The sequence below is a fragment of the Nonomuraea sp. NPDC049709 genome, assembly GCF_040674815.1.
Lineage (GTDB): Bacteria > Actinomycetota > Actinomycetes > Streptosporangiales > Streptosporangiaceae > Nonomuraea.
On record NZ_JBFANM010000012.1, the window covers coordinates 1 to 18,954 of the forward strand.

Consider the following 18,954-nt stretch of genomic DNA (forward strand, 5'->3'; position numbering starts at 1 on the left):
AGTGCGGCGACGGTCTTGCCGTACTTCACGCCCTTGGGCGCCTTGGTGAGCACGTGCCCGACCGGGCCGGTCGCGGAGGTCAGGGCGATGCTGCCCTCGGTGGCGGCCTTGTGGGCCGAGCCGGCGGCACCGGCGGCGGACATCAGCCAGACCGCGCCCCAGGCGGCGGTCCGCAGGGTGAGCGTGTCCTGGCCGGAAAGGGTGAGGGACATGGTGGGGTGCTCCTTCAGATCTGTTACGAGAAATTCGGTTGAACGGACGGCTGGTGGAGTGCGGCCTGTCGGTGCCGCGTTCGCTGTTCCGTTCATGGGCTCAACCATCGCCGACCGCTCTGATACCGGGCCGTCGCCCTCCTGACGCGGCCGCTGACACGACACCGCATGGGCCATCGCCGCCGGGCGAGTGGCGGACCTGGGTAATGGGCAAGGCCGCGGAGGCTGAGGCCTTTCCCTGGACGCCCTCGGGGATGGATGGGCGGCAGGCTTCCTTGGGCAGTTGACTGGTCGGCCTTGTTTTGATCCGAGGAGAAGAACGATGGACGTCATGTCGTTCCGGACGCCCGGCCTGGGCGACCAGACCTACCTGCTGACCCATGAGGGCATGGGCGTCCTCGTCGATCCCCAGCGCGACATCGACCGCTTCCTGCGGGCCGCCGCCGAGTGTGACGCCGAGGTTCGATTCGTGCTGGAGACCCATCTGCACAACGACTACGTCTCCGGCGCCGAGCAGGCCGCGCTGCGTACCGGCGCCGAGCTGGTGCTGCCCGCGGCCGCCGCGCCCGCGTACCGGCACACGCCCGCCTTCCATCTGGAGGACATCGACGGCGGTGGCGGCCTGACCCTCCGGCCCGTCCACACACCTGGTCACACCCCCGAGCACACGAGCTACCTCGTGCTCATCGGCGGCGAACCGGTCGCGCTGTTCTCCGGCGGCAGCCTGCTGGTCGCCTCGGCCGGTCGGCCCGACCTGCTCGGCCCCGACCGGGCCCGCTCGCTGGCCCGGCTCCAGTACGTCTCGCTACGCCGGCTGGCCGCGCTGCCTCCCGATGTCGGCCTGTACCCGACTCACGGGAAGGGCTCGTTCTGCACCGCCACCGGCTCCGGCAAGCTGACCTCCACCATCGGGGCCGAACGGCAGGACAACCCGCTGCTGGCGATCGACGATCCTGAGGAGTTCGCCGATGCGCTGCTGGCCGCGCCCATGCCCATCCCCGACTTCTATCAGCACATGGGCCCGGCCAACACGCTCGGCGTGCCGCCCATGCCGCCCGTAAGCGTGCCCGAGCTCGGGCGACCGGCGGCGGGCTCGTACGTCGTCGACGTCCGGCCGCGCGAGGCTCAGACCCGTGGCATGCTGCCCGGCTCCCTGGGCATCGAGCTGGACGACGACTTCGGCAGCTGGGCAGGTTGGCTGCTCCCCTATCGGCAGCCGATCACCCTGGTCGCCGAGCCCGGGCAGGACGTCACCGAGGCCGTCACCCAGCTCGCCCAGGTCGGGGTCGACACCGTGCAGGGCGTCGTGCGCGGCCTCGGAAAGGACGCCACGCAGACGTACGAGCTGCTGGACCTGGACGCCTTCGTCCACCGCCTGACCGAGACCGACGCCCAGTTCCTGGACGTGCGGATGCCCAGCGAACGGGAGCGGACGCGGCTGGCGGGCGCCGTCGAGCGCTTCCTGCCCGACCTGTTCACCCAGGGCGTTCCCGCCGAGCTCGATCCGGAGCGGCCCGTGCTCGTCGCCTGCGCCTCCGGCCGCCGCGCGAGCATCGCCGGCGGGCTCCTCGCCCGCGAGGGCTACCGGCCGCTCGTGCTCACCGACGCGGGCGTCTCCGAGGTGGTCGCCGCGCTCCACCAGCGCGACGGCGCCTGACCTCCTCGCATCCCACCATCCAGCCGACCCGGGAGAGAATCTTCGCGTCCCGTGCCGACGTCGACTGCGCCGAGGCCGAGGCAGGCGGCCCTTTGGTGCCGGCGCAGCATCCCGTCGGGGTGCTGAGGCCGGGCGGGGCCACCGCCGGGACCAATCGGCGGCGAGACTTTGGGCTGGGCGCGCAAGCGGCCGTGGGCCGGGCCTTCGTTGAATCAGGGTGACAAGCCGATGGACGAAGGGAAGCTCATGCGGGTTGCCAACCTCGCCGGCCGGGCGGTGCTGCTGGCCGACGGCGGCGCGATCGACATCGAGAAGGCCGGCGGTGGGCGCTTTCCAGCCGGCCCGCAGGCGCTGTTCGAGCGCTGGGACGAGCTGCGGGCCTGGAGCCCGGACGCCGCCGAACCCGTGCCGTTCGCCGAGGCGGAGCTGGGGGCTCCGGCGCCCGCGCCGCGGCAGGTGTTCGCGATCGGGGTGAACTACCGCGACCACGCCGAGGAGTCGCGGATCGAGCCCGGGGCCCGGCCGCCGGTGTTCACCAAGTTCGTCTCCTGCCTGACCGGTCAGGACGCCGTCGTCGTGCTGCCGGAGGGCGGGCTGACCGACTGGGAGGTGGAGCTGGTGGTGGTGATCGGCCGGCATGCTCACCGGGTGGCCGCGGGCGACGCCTGGTCGTACGTGGCGGGGCTGACGGTGGGGCAGGACCTGTCGGAACGCGTCACGCAACTGTCGCCGCCGCAGCCGCAGCAGTTCTCCCTCGGCAAGTCCTTCCCCGGGTTCGGGCCGATGGGGCCGTGGCTGGTGACCCCGGACGAGTTCGCCGATCCCGACGACCTGGAGATCGCCTGCCACCTGGACGGCGAGCGCATGCAGCACGCCCGTACCAGCCAGATGATCTTCTCGGTGCCCGAGCTGGTCGAGCGGCTGTCGTCGGTGACCCCGCTGCTGCCGGGCGACGTGATCTTCACCGGTACGCCGGGCGGCATCGGCGGCACCCGTACCCCGGCCCGATTCCTGGCCCCCGGCGAGCACCTGCACAGCACGATCGAGGGCATCGGCACCCTCCGCACCACGTTCACGGGAGCCTGACCATGACCCTGCACCGCCTGACCCGGATCACCATCGGCGTCCCGAACGTCGCCGAGACCGCCGCCTACTACGCCGACTTCGGGCTGCTCGCGACCGGCGAGCACACCTTCGCCACCGCCGACGGCGGCGAGCAGCTCCACCTGGTGCACGCGCCCACCCGGCGGCTGGTCGAGCTGGGCGTCGGCGTGGACGACGCCGACGACCTCGGCCGCATCGGGGCCGGCCTGGCCCGGCTGGACCTGGCGCTCGATGCTGACGGCCGGGTGACCGACCCCGGCACGAAGGTCCGCGTCCAGGTGTCGGTCGCCGAACGGATCGCCCGCCCGGCCGAGCCCTCCCCCGTCTACAACGGGCCCGGCCGCGCCGACCGGGTCGACGCCCGCGCGCCGGGCGTGCTGCGCGAGCAGCCGGTACGGCCGCGCAAGCTCGGCCACGTGGTCCTCGGCTCCACCGACCAGGAGGCCAGCCGGCGCTTCTTCACCGAGGGCCTCGGGTTCAAGGTCAGCGACGAGGTGCCGGGCATCGCCGCGTTCCTGCGCTGCTCGACCGACCACCACAACGTGCTGGTCCAGCCGGCGCCGATCCCGTACCTGCACCACACCTCCTGGGAGGTCGAGGACGTCGACGAGATCGGCCGCGGCGCCCACCGGATGCTGGAAGGGCATCCGGAACGGCACGTCTGGGGGCTGGGCCGCCACCACATCGGCTCGAACTTCTTCTGGTACCTCAAGGACCCGGCGGGCAACTTCTCCGAGTACTACTCCGACCTGGACTGCATCGTGGACGAGGCGATCTGGGAGCCGGAGGTGTTCCACGACATGCGCATCCTCTACAACTGGGGGCCGCCGGTGCCGCCGTCGTTCATCGAGCCGGAGGACCTGGCCGCGCTGATGGCGGGAGCGCACGGATCATGAGCCACCACGCGGAGGGTGAGCGGCCGCTGGTCCTGGTTCCCGAGGATCTGCCGCTGGTGGAGGCGGTGCCGCTGGCCGAGCGGGGCCTGCCCGCCTCCACCTAAGAGCTGCTGCGCCGCACCGCCGGCGCGACCCCGCACGCGCCCGCCCTGCGTGATCGGCGGTGGCGGTGGCGTACTTCAACACCTGGGCCGAAGACGGGGGTGACAGCGGGCATCTGGACTGCTCGCCACCCCTAGTTGCAGGTTTCAGCGGCGCATCAACGGGGTTCGACAGCCAATATAGCCAGACGGGTGATTCTGGGCGGTGATGGACGGCCGGAACATCCGGAAGGTGTGGCATGAAGATTCTCTCGAAGACCATTGGCTGCGAAATCGCCGCCGGTCCCGGTGAGCGGCTCGCGGACATCGACCCCGCGATCGTCGTACCGCTCCTGAAGAAGGACGGCTACGTGCACTTCACGGGATACCAGCCGACCCTGGCGGAGTTCGAGGCCTTCACCGGGCGGTTCGGTACGTGTGCCGGGGCCCGCCACGTGCACTACCCGGAGGGCGGGGAGGCGCTGGGCTTCCACGCCGAGGACTCCTACAACCCCTACAGGCCGGATGCCATCTGGTTCCTGTGCCTGTTCGAGGGCAGTGACGGCGGCGCACCCACGGGGGCGGTCGACGGGGTGCGGCTGCTCAATGAGCTCAGCCCGCGCTGGCGCGAGTTCTGCCGGGCGAACACGCTCCGCTTCGAGCGTCACTGGGGCGAGGAGACCTGGCGGACGGCGGCCGGTGGGGCGACGGCCGGGGAGGTCGGGCAGGTGCTGGACTCGCTGCCCGGCTTCAGCCACCAGTTCCTCCCCGACGGCACGCTGTACACCTGCTGCGAGACACCGATCGTGGTCAGGACGCCCAACGGCGACGACAGCTTCAGCAACACGATGCTGCAGGCGATGACGGAGCAGACGTTCTACGGCATGACGCTCGGCGACGGCACTCCGGTGCCGCGGGAGCTGCTGGAGATCGTGGAGCGCTGGGCGTTCGAGCACGAGATCGAGATCGGCTGGTCGGCCGGCGAGGTCGCGGTGATCGACAACTACCGCATGATGCACCGGCGGGCCGAATATCACGGCAAGGACCGTGACCTGCGGGCCAGGCACTGCGAGAACCTCTTCGGTACGCGCCTGCCCGACGACTCCACCGAGCTGGCGGCCGGCGTCAAGTCGCTCATCCAGAGCGACGTGGGGCTGCCGGTGGCCACCGGTCCCATCCCCACAGCGGTGTGACCATGGACATCCGGTTCAGCAAGTACACCTCGTTCGGCAACACGTTCATCATCGTCGACGAGACCCGCACGCCGCTGGCCGGCGACGAGCAGCGGGCCGGCTTCGCGCGCTGGGCGCTCAACGGCGACTTCGGCATCGGGGGGACGGACAACGTCCTGTACCTCTCCGAGGCCACCGGCGCGGCCGACTACGTCTTCCGGATCTTCGAGGTGGACGGGTCCGAGACGCTGTCCTGCGGGAACGGGCTGCTGTGCACCGCCGCCGTGCTGCGGCGGGAGCACTGCGGCGATCAGTGGCGGGTGCTCACCGAGCTCCCCACCGGACGGCCCCGGCCGGTGCAGATCGGCGCGGAGGGGGACGGTCGCCGCACCTGGGTCAACATGGGCGAGACCCGCCCGGTCCCGGCGGAGCTGATCAACCGGAGCGGGCCGCCCCCGGCCGACGGGATCGATCGGATCAGCGGCCTCGACGTGCCGGGCGTGGGCGAGCTGGGCGGCTACCTGACCTTCAGCGGCGAGCCCCATCTGGCGCTGTTCCGCGGGCACGGGCTGCCGGACGAGCTGGCGGAGAAGCTGTTCATCGACGCGCGGGGGGCCATCGGCAAGCCGGACGGTGACGACATCACGGAGTCGGTCGCCCTCGCCCACCACATCGGCACCCACGTCAACCGGGCCTACCGGGACCTCTTTCCCCAGGGCGTACACCTCAACTTCGCCCGGGTCGAGGGGCGGCGGGTCGAGTACCGCACGTGGGAGCGCGCGATCAACTGCGAGACGCTGGCCTGCGGCTCGGGCACGGTGGCCATGACGCACGTCGGGAGGGAGCTCGGGCTCCTGCCCGAGGGTGAGATCGAGTTCTGGCCGCACCGGTGCCGCTGGTACCAGCCCGGCGCCGCCCTCACCGTCACCAGCACCGAATCCGGATATGTCGTGACCGGCCAGCCGCGCCTGGTCTGTGTCGGCGTCGTACCCGAGACGTCGGTCGTACCCGAGACGTCGGTCCCCCCAGACCTCGCCCGCGTCCCAGAACCCCGGCAACCGTCGATCCGCTAAGGACCCCATTCATGTGCTCGCTGCACCAGCAGGTTGACCCTGCCGACACGCTGCGCGAGGCCGGTCTCGACGTGCGGCCGCTGCCCCGCCACGGCAACCCCACGCCCGCGGCGGTACGGCAGGCCATCGCCGACCGCTCGGGCCCCATGGTGTTCCCGGGGCTGTCCGACTCGTGGCCGGCCAGGACTCGCTGGACGCCCGAGAACCTGGCCGGCACGCACGGCCGGCGCCCCGTCACCGCACTGATGGGGCTGCCGGCCAGCGGCGTGCTGTTCCCCCAGGACCAGAAGAACTACGAGCGCACGCTCCCGTTCGCCGAGTTCGTCCACACCATGTTGACCACCCCGGCGGACTCGCCCTGCTACCTGGCCTACACCCGGGCCGCCGAGCTGTTCCCGGCCTGCGACTACGACTTCGAGCCGCTCAGCGGCGGCCTGCCGGACGGCACGGACACCCGGGTGTGGATCGGCTCGGCCGGCACCAGGTCGATGCTGCACTCGGATCTGAAGGACAACTTCTTCTGCCAGATCTGGGGCGAGAAGCACGTGGTGCTGGTGCCGTGGGAGCACGCCCGTGACGTCTACCCGTTCCCCGGCAACCTGGTCAACAGCCAGGTCGACCTGATGGACCCGGACCTGGACCGGTTCCCGCGGCTGCGCCGGGCGGTGTTCTACGCGGGCACCGTGGGGCCGGGTGACGTGCTGTTCATGCCGCGCGGCTGCTGGCACGACATCAGGGCGCGTACGCCGTCCGTCTCCGTCAACCACTGGTTCGGCCGCCCGATGACCGCGGCCGACTACGCCTCGCTGCTGCTCAGGAGCGGTCCGCGGTACTGGGCCGCGACGGCACGGGACTTCGTCGCGCACGGGCTGCTGCGCCGCCGGGAGCAGACCACGTTCTTCTTCAGCCCGCCATCGACCGGCAAGCGGCTGTTCGACCTGCTGCGCTGGGGCGACTTCTCGCGCGAGAACGATCCGGCCACCGACGCGTCGCGCGAGAAGGTCCCGGCCCCTGAGCCGGCCCCAGCTCCGGCCCCAGGGCCGGCCGACGACCGATCCGGGAGGACGCCGTGACCACCACCACGACCCTGACCAGCCCGCTCAGGACGACCGTGGACCCGTCGTTCGAGCTGCGGCTCGTCGAGGCGATCCGGCCCATCACCGAGCACTTCCTCGCGGTGGGCATCCACCACCTCTTCGACACCGGCATCTACGACGCCCTGGCCGACCGGCCGCCGGTCCCGATCCCGGCCCTCGCCGACGAGCTGACCATGGACGTCGACCGGCTGCGCGGCTTCCTGCTCTACCTGGCCAACGAGGACATCGTGCAGCTGGAGGACGACCGGGTCGCGCTGACGGGCCGGGCGCGCGGGCTCGACGAGTTCCGTGCCTGGTACACCTTCCTCATCGGCGGATACGCCACCACGATCCAGCAGATCGGGGGCGCCCTGGCCCGCGGCGCCCCCGACTGCACCCGCAACGGCGCGTACGTGGGCGTGGGCAGCTGCGAGATCAGCCGCTACGACGGCATGCCGATGACCCTCGACCTGCTGGAGCAGGGCGGCGTGACCGCGCAGGAGCTGCTCGACCTCGGCTGCGGCAACGCGCTGTACCTCACGGAGTTCGCGAAGGCCGTCCCCGGCCTGCGGGCGGTCGGGGTGGAGCCGGACCCGGACGGCTACCGGGCGGCCGTGGGCCTGGTGGAGCGGACGGGCATGGCCGAGCGGGTCCGCCTGGTGAACGCCTCGGCCACCGACTTCCTGCGCGATCCGCCCCCGGAGTGCCGGCCCGATCTGATCGTCCTGGGCTACGTGCTGCAGGAGATCCTGGCCCAGGAGGGCGAGGAGGCGGTGCTCGACCTGCTGCGCAACGTCGTCGCCCGGTTCCCGCGGATCAACGTCGTCGTCATCGAGGTCAGCGACGAGATCGGCAACCCGGCCGTCATGCGGCACGGCGTGGCCAGGAACTTCTGGAACCCGTACTTCCTCATCCACTACTTCACCCGCCAGCGCCTGGCCAGGAAGGCCTACTGGGACGAGCTGTTCCGGCGGGCCGGGCTGACCGTGGCCGGCTTCACCTCCACCGACCCGCACATCGACTCCAGCGGTATCGAACTCGGCTACCTGCTGCGTGGTCCGGACTACCACTGAGGAGCCGTCATGCTTTCCCAGCAGCTCGTCGACCAGGTGGCCGACTGGGCGGAAAAGGAGCGGATCGGGACGCCGGCGTTCCTGTTCGCCCCCGCCACGCTGCGCGCCGGGGTGGCCGAACTGCGGACCCGGCTCGGCGCCCGCATCTCGTACGCGACCAAGGCCAACGCCCACCCGCTGGTGCTGCGGGCGCTGGACCCGCTGGTGGAGGAGTTCAACGTCACCAATCCCGGGCACCTCGCCACCCTGCTCGACCTGGGGGTCTCGCCGCACCGCATCGCCTATCTCAACCCGGTCATCACGCCGGGAAACCTGGAGAGGATCCTCGCGTCCGGAGTGACCCGGTTCGTGGTGGACGACACCAGGGGTCTGGAGATGTTGCCGGACACGGCCAGGATCACCCTGCGGCTGCGGCCGCCCGACGCCGGGGAGTCCACCCGCTCGATCGTGCGCTTCGGCAACACCCCTGACGTGCTCGCCGGCCTGGCCGGACGGGCCGTCGAACGCGGCATCGAGGTCGAGGCGCTGTCGTTCTTCGTCGGCACCGCGGGGGCGGAGATGGAGCAGGCGCAACCGTACCTGCGCGGTCTCGACGTGCTGCTGGGGCTGCGGGAGCGGCTGGCCGAGGCGGGGGTCGCCGTGCCGACGATCAACATCGGCGGCGGGTTCCCCGGCTCCCGCGACCGGTTCCACCACGATCACCCGGGCTTCTTCCAGCGGATCGCCCAGGCCCTGCCGCCGGACGTGGACGTGCTGTGCGAGCCCGGCCGGTATCTCTGCCAGCCGGCCATGGCCATGCTGAGCCGCGTCGTGGCCGATCGCGTCGTGGCCGGGCGGCGGCTGGTGCATCTCGACACCAGCGCGTACGCCGGCCTGTTCGAGACCACCTTCATCGAGCCCGAGGCCGGCGTGGAGATCGCCGCCGCCGCGCGGTCCGGCGACCCGGTGCCCGCGGCCGTGCTCGGCCCGGTCATGGACTCCTTCGACGTGATCGCCAGGCACGCGACGCTGCCCCCGCTGGCCGAGGGAGACCTGGTCGTCCTGCCCAACTCCGGCGCCTACGCGTGGGGCTACACCGCCCCCGTGGAGGGCCTTTCCCCGGCCGAGCCCGTCGAGCTGCCACCCGATCTGTCCGAGGGGTTCGCCAAGGCATGGTTCGGGAGCTGACGATGATCACAACACTGGACGGGCCCATCGTCATCGAGCCAACGGTGTCGCCGCCGCCGGGCATAGGGGTGCGCGAGTGCGGCGAGCCGCTGGTGGAGGTGGCCGGCGTGCCGGACGTGCACGCCGGCCCCGCCTACCACCGGCGCGGCATCGCCGCCGCCGACAGCCGCGTCTTCGTCCGGCGCCGGGTGCTGGCGGGGCTGCGGAGCGCCTCGGCCGCGCTGCCCGACGGCATCGACATCCTGGTCTGGGACGGCCTGCGCACGCTGGAGACCCAGGCCGAGATCGTCGAGCAGTTCCGCCGGACGCTCCCCGATCCGGGCGACGACGCCACGGTCGAAATGTATCTGGCGCTGCCGCCCACCGACCAGGAGGAGTTCCTGACCTTGCCGCCGCCGCACACCACCGGGGGCGCGGTGGACGTCACGCTGTGCGATTCCGAGGGTCGCGAGCTGGATCTCGGCGCGGAGTTCGACGAGTTCAACGAGCGGTCCTGGCTCACGCATTACGAGAATGACCCCCGGTCCGAATACCGGCGGCTGCGCCGAATGCTCTACTGGGCGATGCTCGGCGCAGGTTTCGCGCCGTACTCGTGGGAATTCTGGCATTACGAGTTGGGCACCATGGTGAGCGCCGCTTTTCACGGCGAACGGTTTGCCGAATACGGCGCCGCCGTACCGTGGAGGAAACCATGACAATGCCACACATCACGCATTATCCACGTACCGTATTCGACACCGAGGAATGGCTCACCGCGTGGAGCGGCAACACCGTCGAGCGGCTGCGACAGACCGACCGGCCCCTCCTTCAGCGCCTGGAATACTCACCCTTCTGGCACGGCTACGAGCTCGACACGGAGCTGGGCCGGATCTGGGACCGGCCGATCCTCACCGTCGGCTCGCTCTACGCCGGGTACGGCCCCGCGTACCTGGCCGAACAGCCGGATGAAGTGGCCGGCCTGATGGACTACGCGACCGGGCAGATGCCCGGCACCTGCGGCCTGCTCGTGCTCAACCTGCCGCTGGAGGCGGCCCTGGAGTGGGCCACCGTCCGGCAGCCCGACGGCATGGTGCGGCTGGACCACGCCTACCACCGGACGATCGGCGGCGGCCCCGAGCCGGATCTCGGCGACGTGGACAAGCGCCGGGAGTGGCGCAGGCGGTGGCGGCGCTCCACCGAGAGGGGGATGCGGCTGATCATGGAGGAGGATCCCGCGCCCGAGCGCATCGACGAGGTCGTCGAGCTGGCCAACGGCTCCGCGGTGCGGCACGACTGGCCGGTCCTGTACGACCGGGCCGGCTTCCAGGCGGTGGCGAACACCCCCCACGGCCGGCTGCTGCGGGCCGACTGGGAAGGCCGCACGGTCGCCGCCTTCGTCGGGATGGAGCACGACCGCCGGTTCTACCTGTGGTCCGGCGGCATGGACCACACGGTGGTCAAGGAGGTCAGCCCGTACCTGTTCACGCTCTACGAGCTGCTGCGGATGGGGCTGGAGCGCGGGTGGGAGCGCCTGGAGCTCGGCAAGGGCAACGACGACTTCAAGCGCCGGTACGGCTTCACCGGCGTGGAGCTGTGGTCGCTGTGGTACGCGGCCGACCCGGCCGACGCCCCCCGGTACCGCCCCAAGCTGGCGACCCTGCACCAGAGGCTCGGCGCGGCTCAGGTGGCGTGATGGCCGGCCTCTGGCGTCACGGCGACTTCCTCAAGCTGTGGGGCGGCGAGACGATCTCGCAGTTCGGCGCGCAGATCACCGTGCTGGCCCTGCCGCTGACCGCGATCCTCACCCTGCAGGCCACCGCCGGGGAGCTGGGCGTCCTGACCGCCATGCAGTTCGCGCCGGTGCTGCTGATCACCCTGTTCGCCGGGGTGTGGCTGGACGGGAACCGCAAACGCCCCGCCCTGACCATCGCCAACCTGGGCCGGGCGGCCCTGCTCGGCCTGGTCCCCGTGCTCTACGTGGCCGACCTGCTGTCCATGCCCGTCCTGTACGCCATCGCCTTCCTGACCGGCCTGCTCACCGCCGTCTTCGACGTGGCCTACGTCGTCTACCTGCCGTCCCTGGTGTCCAAGGACCAGCTCGTCCAGGCCAACTCCCGGCTGGAGGCGACGTACTCGATCGCGTCCATCGGCGGCCCGGGCGTGGGCGGCCTGCTCGTCCAGTGGCTGACCGCGCCCGTCTCGATCGTGGCCAACGCCGTCACCTACCTGGCCGCCGCGGTGAGCGTGGCGGCCATCCGGCACCGCGAGCCGCCCCCCGACCGGCCGGCGGACCGGGCCTCCACCTGGACGGAGATCAAAGAAGGCCTGTCCACCACGCTGCGCGACCCCCTGCTGCGCCCGCTCACCGTGGGCTCGGCCTGGTTCAACCTGTTCGAGCAGGTCATCCTCACCCTGTACCTGCTGTACGGCGTGCGCGAGCTGCACCTGTCCACCAGCCTCCTGGGCGCCGTCCTGGCCGTCGGGAGCGTGGGCGCGCTGGCCGGCTCGTTCGTGGCCGACCGCGCCGGCCAGGTCCTCGGCGTCGGCCGCACCATGGTCTGGACGATGATCCTCGGCTGCGCCGCGCTCGGCCTGGTGCCCGCGGCCTCGGGGTCCCCGCTCGTGGCCGGCTCGGTCCTGGCCGCCGGCCTGTTCGTGTACGGCCTCGCGCTGGCCGTGTTCAACGTGCACAGCCTGAGCCTGCGCGGGGCCATCGTGCCGCCGGAGCTGCTCGGCAGGGTGACGGCGACCTACCGGTTCTTCGTCTTCGGCACGATCCCGCTGGGCGGACTGCTCGGCGGGCTGCTGGGTGAGCAGCTCGGCGTCCGGACGGCGATGGTGATCGCCGTGGCCGCCCTGCTGGCCGGGGCCGTGGTCTTCGCGGTCACCCGCATCCGGTCGGTCGGCGACGAGATCTTCGGCCCGAAGGAGACGCTGTGCTCGCTGGACTGACCCCGGCCGCCTGGGACGAGCTGGCCGGACCGCATTTCTACTCGACCAGTGCCTGGTTGCGCTTCTGCGCGGCGGAATACGGCGGATCGGGCGACGCCGTGGTGCGCGACGGGGCCGCCGTGCCGTACGTGGAGCTGACCGGGCCGCCGGCGCTGCCGCTGTACCGGTGGACCGAGCAGCTGGCGGCGCGCGGCCTGCCGGCGCCCCCGCCCGCCGGGCTGATGGTCGGACCCCGCGAGGGTTACCAGACCCACTTCCTGGGCGCGCCGGAGGGTGTGCCCGCGCTCATCGAGGAGCTGCGGGCGCGGGCGGCCGGCCGGCCCTGCGTGGCGATGTACCTGCCCACGTCCGAGCTGGAGCTGGCCCGCCGCGCCGGGGTCACCGCGCCCGCCGTGGTGATGGACGCCGACGCGTGGACCGCGGTCGACGGCTGGCCCGGCTACCTGTCGTCCAAGAAGCGCTACCGCATCCGCACCGGCCGCCGGGCGTTCGAGGACGCCGGGTACAAGATCAGGCATCTGCCGCTGGCCGACTGCGTCGACCTGCTGGCGGTGCCGGCGTCCAAGACCCTGGCGAAATACGGCATCGACAGCGAGCCCGAGGTGGAACGCGTGGCGCTGAACAGCCACGCCGTGCACATGGGCGCGGCCGCCCGGGTGGCGCTCTGCTGCCGCGACGGCGGCGACCCCGTCGGGTTCTGCCTGTACTACGTGGGCACCGACGCGATCTTCCTGCGCTGGGCCGGCTTCGACTACGACCGGCTGTCCGGCGCGGCCGAGTACGGAAACGTCGTGCTGGCCGCCCAGCTCGACCTGGCGGCCGAGCTCGGGCTGCGCTGGGTCCACGCGGGCCTCAAGTCGTACGAGGCCAAGGCCCTGTACGGCGCCAAGCTGCGGCCGGTGTGGCTGCTGGACCTCTCCCCCGACAGCGTGCTGAACGCCGCCGCCGACCAGGTGCGGCAGCACAACGCGAGCTTCTACCGGCGGCTGAGCGAGGACCCGCGGACGGCGAGCGCCCTCGACCCCGAGACCTGGCGGAGCATCCATGAAGACACCGGCTGAGCGCAGAGTGATCGTCACCGGCGGGGCCTCCGGCATCGGCGCCGCCATCGCCCGCCGCTTCGTCGACGACGGCGCCCGGGTGGCCGTCATGGACCGCGACAAGGCGGCCATGGACCGGCTCGACGACCGCGTACCGGGAGCCGACCTGGGGCTCGTCGTCAACGTGGCGGACCCGGCGGCGGTGGACGAGGCGTTCGAGGAGATCGGCCGCCGCTGGGGCGGGGTGGACGTCGCCGTCAACAACGCCGGTATCAGCAGCCCGGGCGCCTTCCTCGACGTGCCGCTGGCCGACTGGGACCGCATCCTGCGGGTGAACCTGACCGGCGTGTTCCTGGTCTCCCAGCGGGCCGCCCGGCGCATGCGCGACCGCGGCGGGGCCATCGTCAACATCGCCTCGGTCAGCGGGATGGTCGGCATGCCGGACTACAGCGCCTACAACGTGAGCAAGGCGGGGGTGATCGAGCTGACCAAGACGATGGCTCTGGAGCTGGCGCCGCAGATCCGGGTCAACGCCGTCTGCCCGGGCTACGTGCTCACGCCGATGCAGGAGGCGGAGTACTCACCTGCCGCCCTGGTGGAATGCGCGCGCAAGATACCGCTCGGCCGGCTGGGCCGGCCGGCGGAGATCGCCGCGCTCGTCGCCTACCTCGCCGGCGACGAGGCGGGATTCGTGACCGGGCAGAGCTTCGTCATCGACGGCGGCGAGACGGCCGGCGGGCTGGCGAGCTGATCCCGGATCAAGGCTGTTACCCGAGAACAGAAAGGCATATTTCCCATGACCGTGTCCTCGCTTGCTCCGGCCCGCCAGGACCGCCGCGCACCGGCCAAGGTGGTGAGCTCCTACAACGAATGGGATCCGCTGGAAGAGGTGATCGTCGGGCGGCTGTCCGGCGGCGTCTTCCCGACCTGGCAGGAGTCCATGCGCGCCACGATGCCACCCAGCTCGTGGCGGCTCTTCCAGGAGCGGGGCGGGCAGCCGTTCCCGCAGGACCTGGTGGACGCCGCGGACGAGGAGCTCGACGGGCTGGCCCGCACCCTGGCGGCCGAGGGCGTCAAGGTGGTCCGGCCGGAGCCCGCCGACCACGGCGCCGAGCTCGCCACGCCGCACTGGGTGACCTCCGGCGGGCTCTACTCGGCCATGCCGCGCGACCACCTCATCGTCGTCGGGGAGACCATCATCGAGTCCCCGATGTCGTGGCGCTGCCGCCAGTTCGACGGTGACCCGTTCCGGCCGCTGCTCAAGTCGTACTTCAACCAGGACGCCCGGTGGCTGCAGGCCCCCCGCCCCCAGCTCACCGAGGAGCTGTTCCGCACCGGCGAGCACGACGGGTGGGCGATCACCGAGTTCGAGCCGGTCTTCGACGCGGCCGACTTCATGCGGTTCGGCCGCGACCTCGTGGTGCAGCGCAGCCACGTCACCAACGCGTTCGGCATCCGGTGGGTGCAGCGGGCGCTGGGCAGCGCGTTCCGCGTACGCACCATCGAGGTGAACGACCCGCACGCCATGCACATCGACGCCACGCTGCTGCCGCTGGCGCCCGGGAAGCTGCTGGTCAACCGGGAGCGCTACGTGCCCACCGACCTGTTCCGCGGCTGGGAGATCCGCCAGGCGCCGCGACCGACGCTGCCGCGGGACTGGCCGATGTACTTCTGCAGCCCGTGGGTGAGCATGAACATGCTCTCCCTGGACGAGCGGACCGTCGTGGTGGAGCGCCAGGAGGAGCCGATGATGGAGCTGCTCACCGACTGGGGCTTCCGCTGCGTCCCGGTGGACTTCCGGCACGTGTACACCTTCGGCGGCTCGTTCCACTGCGTCACCGTGGACGTGCGCCGGCGCGGCAGCATCGGCCAGTATCTGGCGCCGGGCCGATGAAGACCGTACGGATCACCGGCCCGCGCGCCTGCGCGGTCGTCGACAAGCCGGACCCGGCCATCGGCCGTGACTACGTGCTGCTCAAGGTCGAGGCCGCGCCCATGTGCAACGAGTATCTGGCCTACCGCGACCAGGTCTACCTTGAGCGCAACCGGCCCGACTCGCTGGGCCACGAGATGGCCGGCGTCGTGGCCGACGCGCCCGAGGGCGCCCGGCTGCGGCCCGGCGACCGGGTCGTGGCGCTGTGCGGCTATCCCTGCGGCACCTGCGAGCTGTGCCGGCGCGGCTACTACTCGCACTGCGCCGGCACCGAGGACCCGCTGGAGGTGTGCAAGAGCGAGTCGGGCGAGTGCGGGTTCGCCCAGTACGCCGTCAAGCCCGCCTGGCTCTGCGTACCGGTGCCCGACGCGATGCCGCTGGATCACGCCGCCATGGCCTGCTGCGGCCTCGGGCCGACGTTCGGGGCGATGCAGCGCATGGGCGTCGGCTCCTTCGACACCGTGCTCATCACCGGGCTGGGCGCGGTCGGCCTGGGCGGGGTGATCAACGCCCGGTACCGCGGCGCGACCGTGATCGGCGTGGCCCGCAGCCCCTACCGGGCCCGGCTGGCCCGCGAGCTGGGCTGCGCCACGGTCCTGGACCCGCGCGACGGCGACCCGCTCGAACAGGTCAGGTCGCTCACCGGCGGCGTGGATTTCGCGATCGACTGCTCCGGGCAGCCGGAGTACCAGCGGCTGTGCGTCGACGCGGTCAGGCGCCTGGGCACGGTCGGCTTCCTGGCCGAGCCCGGCGAGCTGACCGTTCACGTGGACGACGACCTGGTGCAGAAGGGGGTGACGCTGATGGGCAGCCTGGACATCAACCTGAACGACGCCGGCCGGCTGCTCCACCTGATCGGCGAGGTCCCCGACCAGATCGAGCGGTTCATCACCCACCGCTACCCGCTGGACCGGATCGGCGAGGCGTTCGACCGGCAGTCCCGCCACGAGTGCGGCAAGATCGTCCTCTATCCGTGGAGCTGAAGCCATGACGTTGGGTGCTCACGTCCTCGACCTGGCGGCGCGGCACTCGCCGCTGGTCCGCGACACGCTGCGGCGCCTCGCCGACGCCCCGCTGGCCGACCTGCTGGCCGGGCTCCGCCCCGGCCGGTCCGAGCCGTGGCAGAGCAGGGAGGACCTGTACCAGGTCGTCGCGGACCAGACGGCGGCCTGGTACGGCCCCGCCGTGGCCGCCGAGGCGGTGGCCGGCCTGCGCGCGCAGCCGATCGTGCCCACCTCCAACCACTTCGGGGTGGACACCTTCGCCGACTCCGTGCAGGGCACGCTGCTCTTCGCGCTGCGGCCGGGCGCCCCGCGCGACGTCGTCGTGCTCGGCTTCGGCTCGGTCAGCATGAACAACCTGACCTACCCCATGGGGCTGCGGCTCTACGATCCCCGGCACGGCGAGGTCGGGTCGTTGCCGCAGCGGCTGCCCATCCAGCCGAACCGCGACAAGCACCGGACCGTGCTGGCCGCGCTGCCGTACGACGCCGGGATGATCGACCGGGCACGCGCCCGGCTGGCGCGGATGCGGCGGGACGGGGAGGTCTCCGCGTTCTGCGCGCGCAGCGCGGACGACGTCCTGCACCAGGTGTACGCCTCCCCCGACACGCTGTCGCTGCCCTCGCACGCCCTCCAGGCCACCCGCGTCAACACCGCCCTGTGGAACGGCCTGTTCCAGGCCGATCCGCCCGCCCGGCTGGTGCAGCTGGCGATCGAGCCGATCAGCGCCGCCCTGCTGAGCCGGGATCTCCACGACCCCGGCAGCCTGGTCCACCAGCTGTTCTTCGTGCCCCAGGTGCGCGACGCGCTGCTCGGCGGGCTGGACGGGGTGCGGGCCTGCTGGCAGCGGGACCCGTCGCGGGGCACGGTCTTCTTCTGGGGCCTCAGCGCCGCGGGCCGGCGGGTGCCGCTGACGCTCGACGGCGAGCTGCTCACCGGGACCGACGAGCGCGGCCACCGGCTGGAGTGGAAGTTCGGTCCCGAGGACCTGGTGCCGGCGCTGCTCGGCGGGCAGCTGCTGCCCTCGCTGTTCACCTGTTTCGCGACCCTGGCGTTCGCCCGCGGGCTGAGCTGCATCGGCGGCTACTTCCAGGCCACGTACCTGCCCGTGATGCAGCGGGGAGTGGTGGACGCCCTGAGCGTGGGCGCGGAGTTCCGCGCGGCGGCCGAGCGGGTCGCCCAGGTGCCCGCCGGCCTCCACCTGGCCAGCCTGCAGGCCGTCGCCCGGGCCCTGCCCGGCGGGGCGCTCATCCCGGCGGGACCCGTGGAGATAGCCGGCGCGGGCGGGCTGTCGCCGGCCGACGTGGACGCTCTCACCCGCGTCCCGGTACGTGCGGCGCACCTGGTCGCCTTCCCCGAAGTGCTGGACCACCTGGTGCCGCCCGAGGAGCTGCCGACCGGCTGGGCCGCCGCGCTCGCCGCGGAGAGCGGCAGCCGGGACGGCGGCCGGGTCATACGACTGGAGGAGACATCATGAGCACGGACATAGGCGAGGTGCTGGACCTGCTCGAGACCGCCCGGGACCGGGTGGCCGACCTGGACGGCTGCGAGGAGCTGATGGTGCAGGCCACGCAGGAGCTCATCTCCTGCGCGGCCGGGGCGGTCGCCGCCTTCCCCCAGGGCAGCGTGGACGGTGCCCGCGAGGCGCTGAGCTGCGCCAGGGGAGCGGCGGCAACGGCGGCTTTCGCTGTGAGGCATCTGAACGACGCGGCCAAGACCCGCGCCCGCTAGGGTGCGATCGCGTTCATGACGCCATCTTCTTCAGCATGCCGGCGGACAGCAGCTCGCGTTGCAGCTCCTGGATCTGCGGCGAGGGGGCCAGGCCCAGCTCCTCGTCGAGGAGGTGGCGCAGGTTCTGGTAGGCGAGCAGGGCCTCGTTGCGCCGGTTGCACCGGCCCAGGGCACTGATCAACTGGCCGTGGAGCCCCTCGTTGTACGGGTACGTCTCGACGAGCAGGCGCAGCTCGGGAAGGACGTCACGGTGCCGGCCCAGCTCCAGGTCGGCCTCGATGCGCATCTCCAGGGCGCAGACCCGCTGCTCGTCGAGCGCGACCGTGTGCCCGTGCAGCACCGGCCCCGGCACCACGTCGGCCACCGCCCGCCCCGACCACATGTCCAGCCCGCGGCGCAGCAGCGCGGCGGCCCCCGCCACGTCGCCGTCGCGGAGCAGCCGCCGCCCCTCCCGGACGAGCCGGTCGAACCGGAAGACGTCGATGTCGTCGTCGCCGGCCCGCAGCAGGTAACCGGCGGTCCGGGTCTCCACCAGCTCCTCGCCGTGCCGGCACAGCCCGTCCTGCTCGAAGGTCTTGCGGAGCTGGTAGACGTAGGTGTGCAGGATGGTCCGCGCGTTCTTCGGCTGGCGCTCGTCCCACAGCTCCTGGATCAGCAGGTCGGTGTCCACGATCTGGTTGGCCCGCAGTGCCAGCACGGCCAGCACCTGGCGCAGCTTGTGCTGGCCGAGCGTGCGCACGTGGCCGTCGACGACGATCTCTACGGGGCCGAGCAGGTTGAAGTTCGCCATGGTGATCTTCCTTGTGGT

General features: G+C 71.9%; 18 protein-coding genes and 1 pseudogene. 17 read left to right on the forward strand and 2 right to left on the reverse strand.

The genetic code is table 11. From position 1 onward, the window contains the following. Window positions 1-212 (reverse strand): annotated as a pseudogene (locus AB0J69_RS13900) (hypothetical protein); the annotation flags it as partial. A gap of 322 nt (window positions 213-534) precedes the next feature. On the opposite strand from AB0J69_RS13900, the gene AB0J69_RS13905 reads away from it, so the two are divergent. The 17 genes from AB0J69_RS13905 (at window position 535) to AB0J69_RS13985 (ending at window position 18,146) form a co-directional block, all read left to right on the forward strand. Next, entirely contained in the window at window positions 535-1,869 is a 1,335-nt protein-coding gene (locus tag AB0J69_RS13905) for an MBL fold metallo-hydrolase (protein WP_364116695.1), read from the forward strand. 228 nt (window positions 1,870-2,097) lie between these two features. Then, window positions 2,098-2,955: a fumarylacetoacetate hydrolase family protein gene (locus AB0J69_RS13910; protein ID WP_364116697.1), complete on the forward strand. Its 858-nt coding sequence runs from the start codon at window positions 2,098-2,100 to the stop codon at window positions 2,953-2,955. A 2-nt stretch (window positions 2,956-2,957) separates the two neighbouring features. Beyond that, complete coding sequence (locus tag AB0J69_RS13915) at window positions 2,958-3,869, forward strand: VOC family protein (RefSeq protein ID WP_364116698.1); 912 nt, start codon at window positions 2,958-2,960, stop codon at window positions 3,867-3,869. A gap of 340 nt (window positions 3,870-4,209) precedes the next feature. Continuing rightward, window positions 4,210-5,142 carry a TauD/TfdA family dioxygenase gene (locus tag AB0J69_RS13920; RefSeq protein WP_364116700.1) on the forward strand — a complete coding sequence of 311 codons (933 nt, stop codon included), beginning with the start codon at window positions 4,210-4,212 and terminating at the stop codon, window positions 5,140-5,142. A 2-nt stretch (window positions 5,143-5,144) separates the two neighbouring features. Next, a complete protein-coding gene (locus AB0J69_RS13925; RefSeq protein ID WP_364116701.1) occupies window positions 5,145-6,194 on the forward strand; it encodes a hypothetical protein in 1,050 nt (349 codons plus the stop codon). Between the two features lie 11 nt (window positions 6,195-6,205). Next, on the forward strand, window positions 6,206-7,267 hold the full coding sequence (locus AB0J69_RS13930; RefSeq protein ID WP_364116703.1) for a cupin-like domain-containing protein: 1,062 nt from the start codon (window positions 6,206-6,208) through the stop codon (window positions 7,265-7,267). Next, complete coding sequence (locus AB0J69_RS13935; RefSeq protein WP_364116705.1) at window positions 7,264-8,343, forward strand: methyltransferase domain-containing protein; 1,080 nt, start codon at window positions 7,264-7,266, stop codon at window positions 8,341-8,343. The genes AB0J69_RS13930 and AB0J69_RS13935 overlap by 4 nt, the downstream gene beginning before the upstream one ends. 9 nt (window positions 8,344-8,352) lie before the next feature. Next, entirely contained in the window at window positions 8,353-9,510 is a 1,158-nt protein-coding gene (locus tag AB0J69_RS13940; protein WP_364116706.1) for a hypothetical protein, read from the forward strand. A 2-nt stretch (window positions 9,511-9,512) separates the two neighbouring features. After that, window positions 9,513-10,205, forward strand: coding sequence for a M15 family metallopeptidase (locus AB0J69_RS13945; protein WP_364116708.1), 693 nt, complete (start codon window positions 9,513-9,515; stop codon window positions 10,203-10,205). Further along, complete coding sequence (locus AB0J69_RS13950) at window positions 10,202-11,182, forward strand: GNAT family N-acetyltransferase (protein WP_364116710.1); 981 nt, start codon at window positions 10,202-10,204, stop codon at window positions 11,180-11,182. The genes AB0J69_RS13945 and AB0J69_RS13950 overlap by 4 nt, the downstream gene beginning before the upstream one ends. After that, window positions 11,182-12,441 carry an MFS transporter gene (locus tag AB0J69_RS13955; RefSeq protein ID WP_364116712.1) on the forward strand — a complete coding sequence of 420 codons (1,260 nt, stop codon included), beginning with the start codon at window positions 11,182-11,184 and terminating at the stop codon, window positions 12,439-12,441. The genes AB0J69_RS13950 and AB0J69_RS13955 overlap by 1 nt, the downstream gene beginning before the upstream one ends. Further along, a complete protein-coding gene (locus tag AB0J69_RS13960) occupies window positions 12,426-13,502 on the forward strand; it encodes a GNAT family N-acetyltransferase (RefSeq protein WP_364116714.1) in 1,077 nt (358 codons plus the stop codon). The genes AB0J69_RS13955 and AB0J69_RS13960 overlap by 16 nt, the downstream gene beginning before the upstream one ends. Continuing rightward, entirely contained in the window at window positions 13,486-14,232 is a 747-nt protein-coding gene (locus tag AB0J69_RS13965; protein WP_364116716.1) for an SDR family NAD(P)-dependent oxidoreductase, read from the forward strand. Before AB0J69_RS13960 ends, AB0J69_RS13965 begins: the two co-directional genes overlap by 17 nt. 45 nt (window positions 14,233-14,277) lie before the next feature. Continuing rightward, window positions 14,278-15,375 carry a hypothetical protein gene (locus AB0J69_RS13970; RefSeq protein WP_364116718.1) on the forward strand — a complete coding sequence of 366 codons (1,098 nt, stop codon included), beginning with the start codon at window positions 14,278-14,280 and terminating at the stop codon, window positions 15,373-15,375. Continuing rightward, a complete protein-coding gene (locus AB0J69_RS13975) occupies window positions 15,372-16,397 on the forward strand; it encodes a zinc-binding dehydrogenase (RefSeq protein WP_364116720.1) in 1,026 nt (341 codons plus the stop codon). Before AB0J69_RS13970 ends, AB0J69_RS13975 begins: the two co-directional genes overlap by 4 nt. A gap of 4 nt (window positions 16,398-16,401) precedes the next feature. Further along, window positions 16,402-17,892 carry a hypothetical protein gene (locus tag AB0J69_RS13980; RefSeq protein WP_364116722.1) on the forward strand — a complete coding sequence of 497 codons (1,491 nt, stop codon included), beginning with the start codon at window positions 16,402-16,404 and terminating at the stop codon, window positions 17,890-17,892. After that, entirely contained in the window at window positions 17,889-18,146 is a 258-nt protein-coding gene (locus AB0J69_RS13985) for a hypothetical protein (RefSeq protein WP_364116724.1), read from the forward strand. Before AB0J69_RS13980 ends, AB0J69_RS13985 begins: the two co-directional genes overlap by 4 nt. A gap of 13 nt (window positions 18,147-18,159) precedes the next feature. Here AB0J69_RS13985 and AB0J69_RS13990 read toward each other — a convergent pair whose 3' ends face one another. Further along, the gene (locus AB0J69_RS13990; protein WP_364116725.1) at window positions 18,160-18,936 is read right to left on the reverse strand and encodes an AfsR/SARP family transcriptional regulator; all 777 of its coding nucleotides are present in this window, start codon (window positions 18,934-18,936) and stop codon (window positions 18,160-18,162) included. Window positions 18,937-18,954: the final 18 nt, after the last annotated feature.

What these genes read in the sequence shown, in the direction of transcription:
- AB0J69_RS13905 (WP_364116695.1), top strand. Translation starts at nt 535, where the DNA reads ATGGACGTCATGTCGTTCCGGACGCCCGGCCTGGGCGACCAGACCTAC.
- AB0J69_RS13910 (WP_364116697.1), top strand. Translation starts at nt 2,098, where the DNA reads ATGGACGAAGGGAAGCTCATGCGGGTTGCCAACCTCGCCGGCCGGGCG.
- AB0J69_RS13915 (WP_364116698.1), top strand. Translation starts at nt 2,958, where the DNA reads ATGACCCTGCACCGCCTGACCCGGATCACCATCGGCGTCCCGAACGTC.
- AB0J69_RS13920 (WP_364116700.1), top strand. Translation starts at nt 4,210, where the DNA reads ATGAAGATTCTCTCGAAGACCATTGGCTGCGAAATCGCCGCCGGTCCC.
- AB0J69_RS13925 (WP_364116701.1), top strand. Translation starts at nt 5,145, where the DNA reads ATGGACATCCGGTTCAGCAAGTACACCTCGTTCGGCAACACGTTCATC.
- AB0J69_RS13930 (WP_364116703.1), top strand. Translation starts at nt 6,206, where the DNA reads ATGTGCTCGCTGCACCAGCAGGTTGACCCTGCCGACACGCTGCGCGAG.
- AB0J69_RS13940 (WP_364116706.1), top strand. Translation starts at nt 8,353, where the DNA reads ATGCTTTCCCAGCAGCTCGTCGACCAGGTGGCCGACTGGGCGGAAAAG.
- AB0J69_RS13945 (WP_364116708.1), top strand. Translation starts at nt 9,513, where the DNA reads ATGATCACAACACTGGACGGGCCCATCGTCATCGAGCCAACGGTGTCG.
- AB0J69_RS13950 (WP_364116710.1), top strand. Translation starts at nt 10,202, where the DNA reads ATGACAATGCCACACATCACGCATTATCCACGTACCGTATTCGACACC.
- AB0J69_RS13955 (WP_364116712.1), top strand. Translation starts at nt 11,182, where the DNA reads ATGGCCGGCCTCTGGCGTCACGGCGACTTCCTCAAGCTGTGGGGCGGC.
- AB0J69_RS13965 (WP_364116716.1), top strand. Translation starts at nt 13,486, where the DNA reads ATGAAGACACCGGCTGAGCGCAGAGTGATCGTCACCGGCGGGGCCTCC.
- AB0J69_RS13970 (WP_364116718.1), top strand. Translation starts at nt 14,278, where the DNA reads ATGACCGTGTCCTCGCTTGCTCCGGCCCGCCAGGACCGCCGCGCACCG.
- AB0J69_RS13975 (WP_364116720.1), top strand. Translation starts at nt 15,372, where the DNA reads ATGAAGACCGTACGGATCACCGGCCCGCGCGCCTGCGCGGTCGTCGAC.
- AB0J69_RS13980 (WP_364116722.1), top strand. Translation starts at nt 16,402, where the DNA reads ATGACGTTGGGTGCTCACGTCCTCGACCTGGCGGCGCGGCACTCGCCG.
- AB0J69_RS13985 (WP_364116724.1), top strand. Translation starts at nt 17,889, where the DNA reads ATGAGCACGGACATAGGCGAGGTGCTGGACCTGCTCGAGACCGCCCGG.
- AB0J69_RS13990 (WP_364116725.1), bottom strand. Translation starts at nt 18,936, where the DNA reads ATGGCGAACTTCAACCTGCTCGGCCCCGTAGAGATCGTCGTCGACGGC.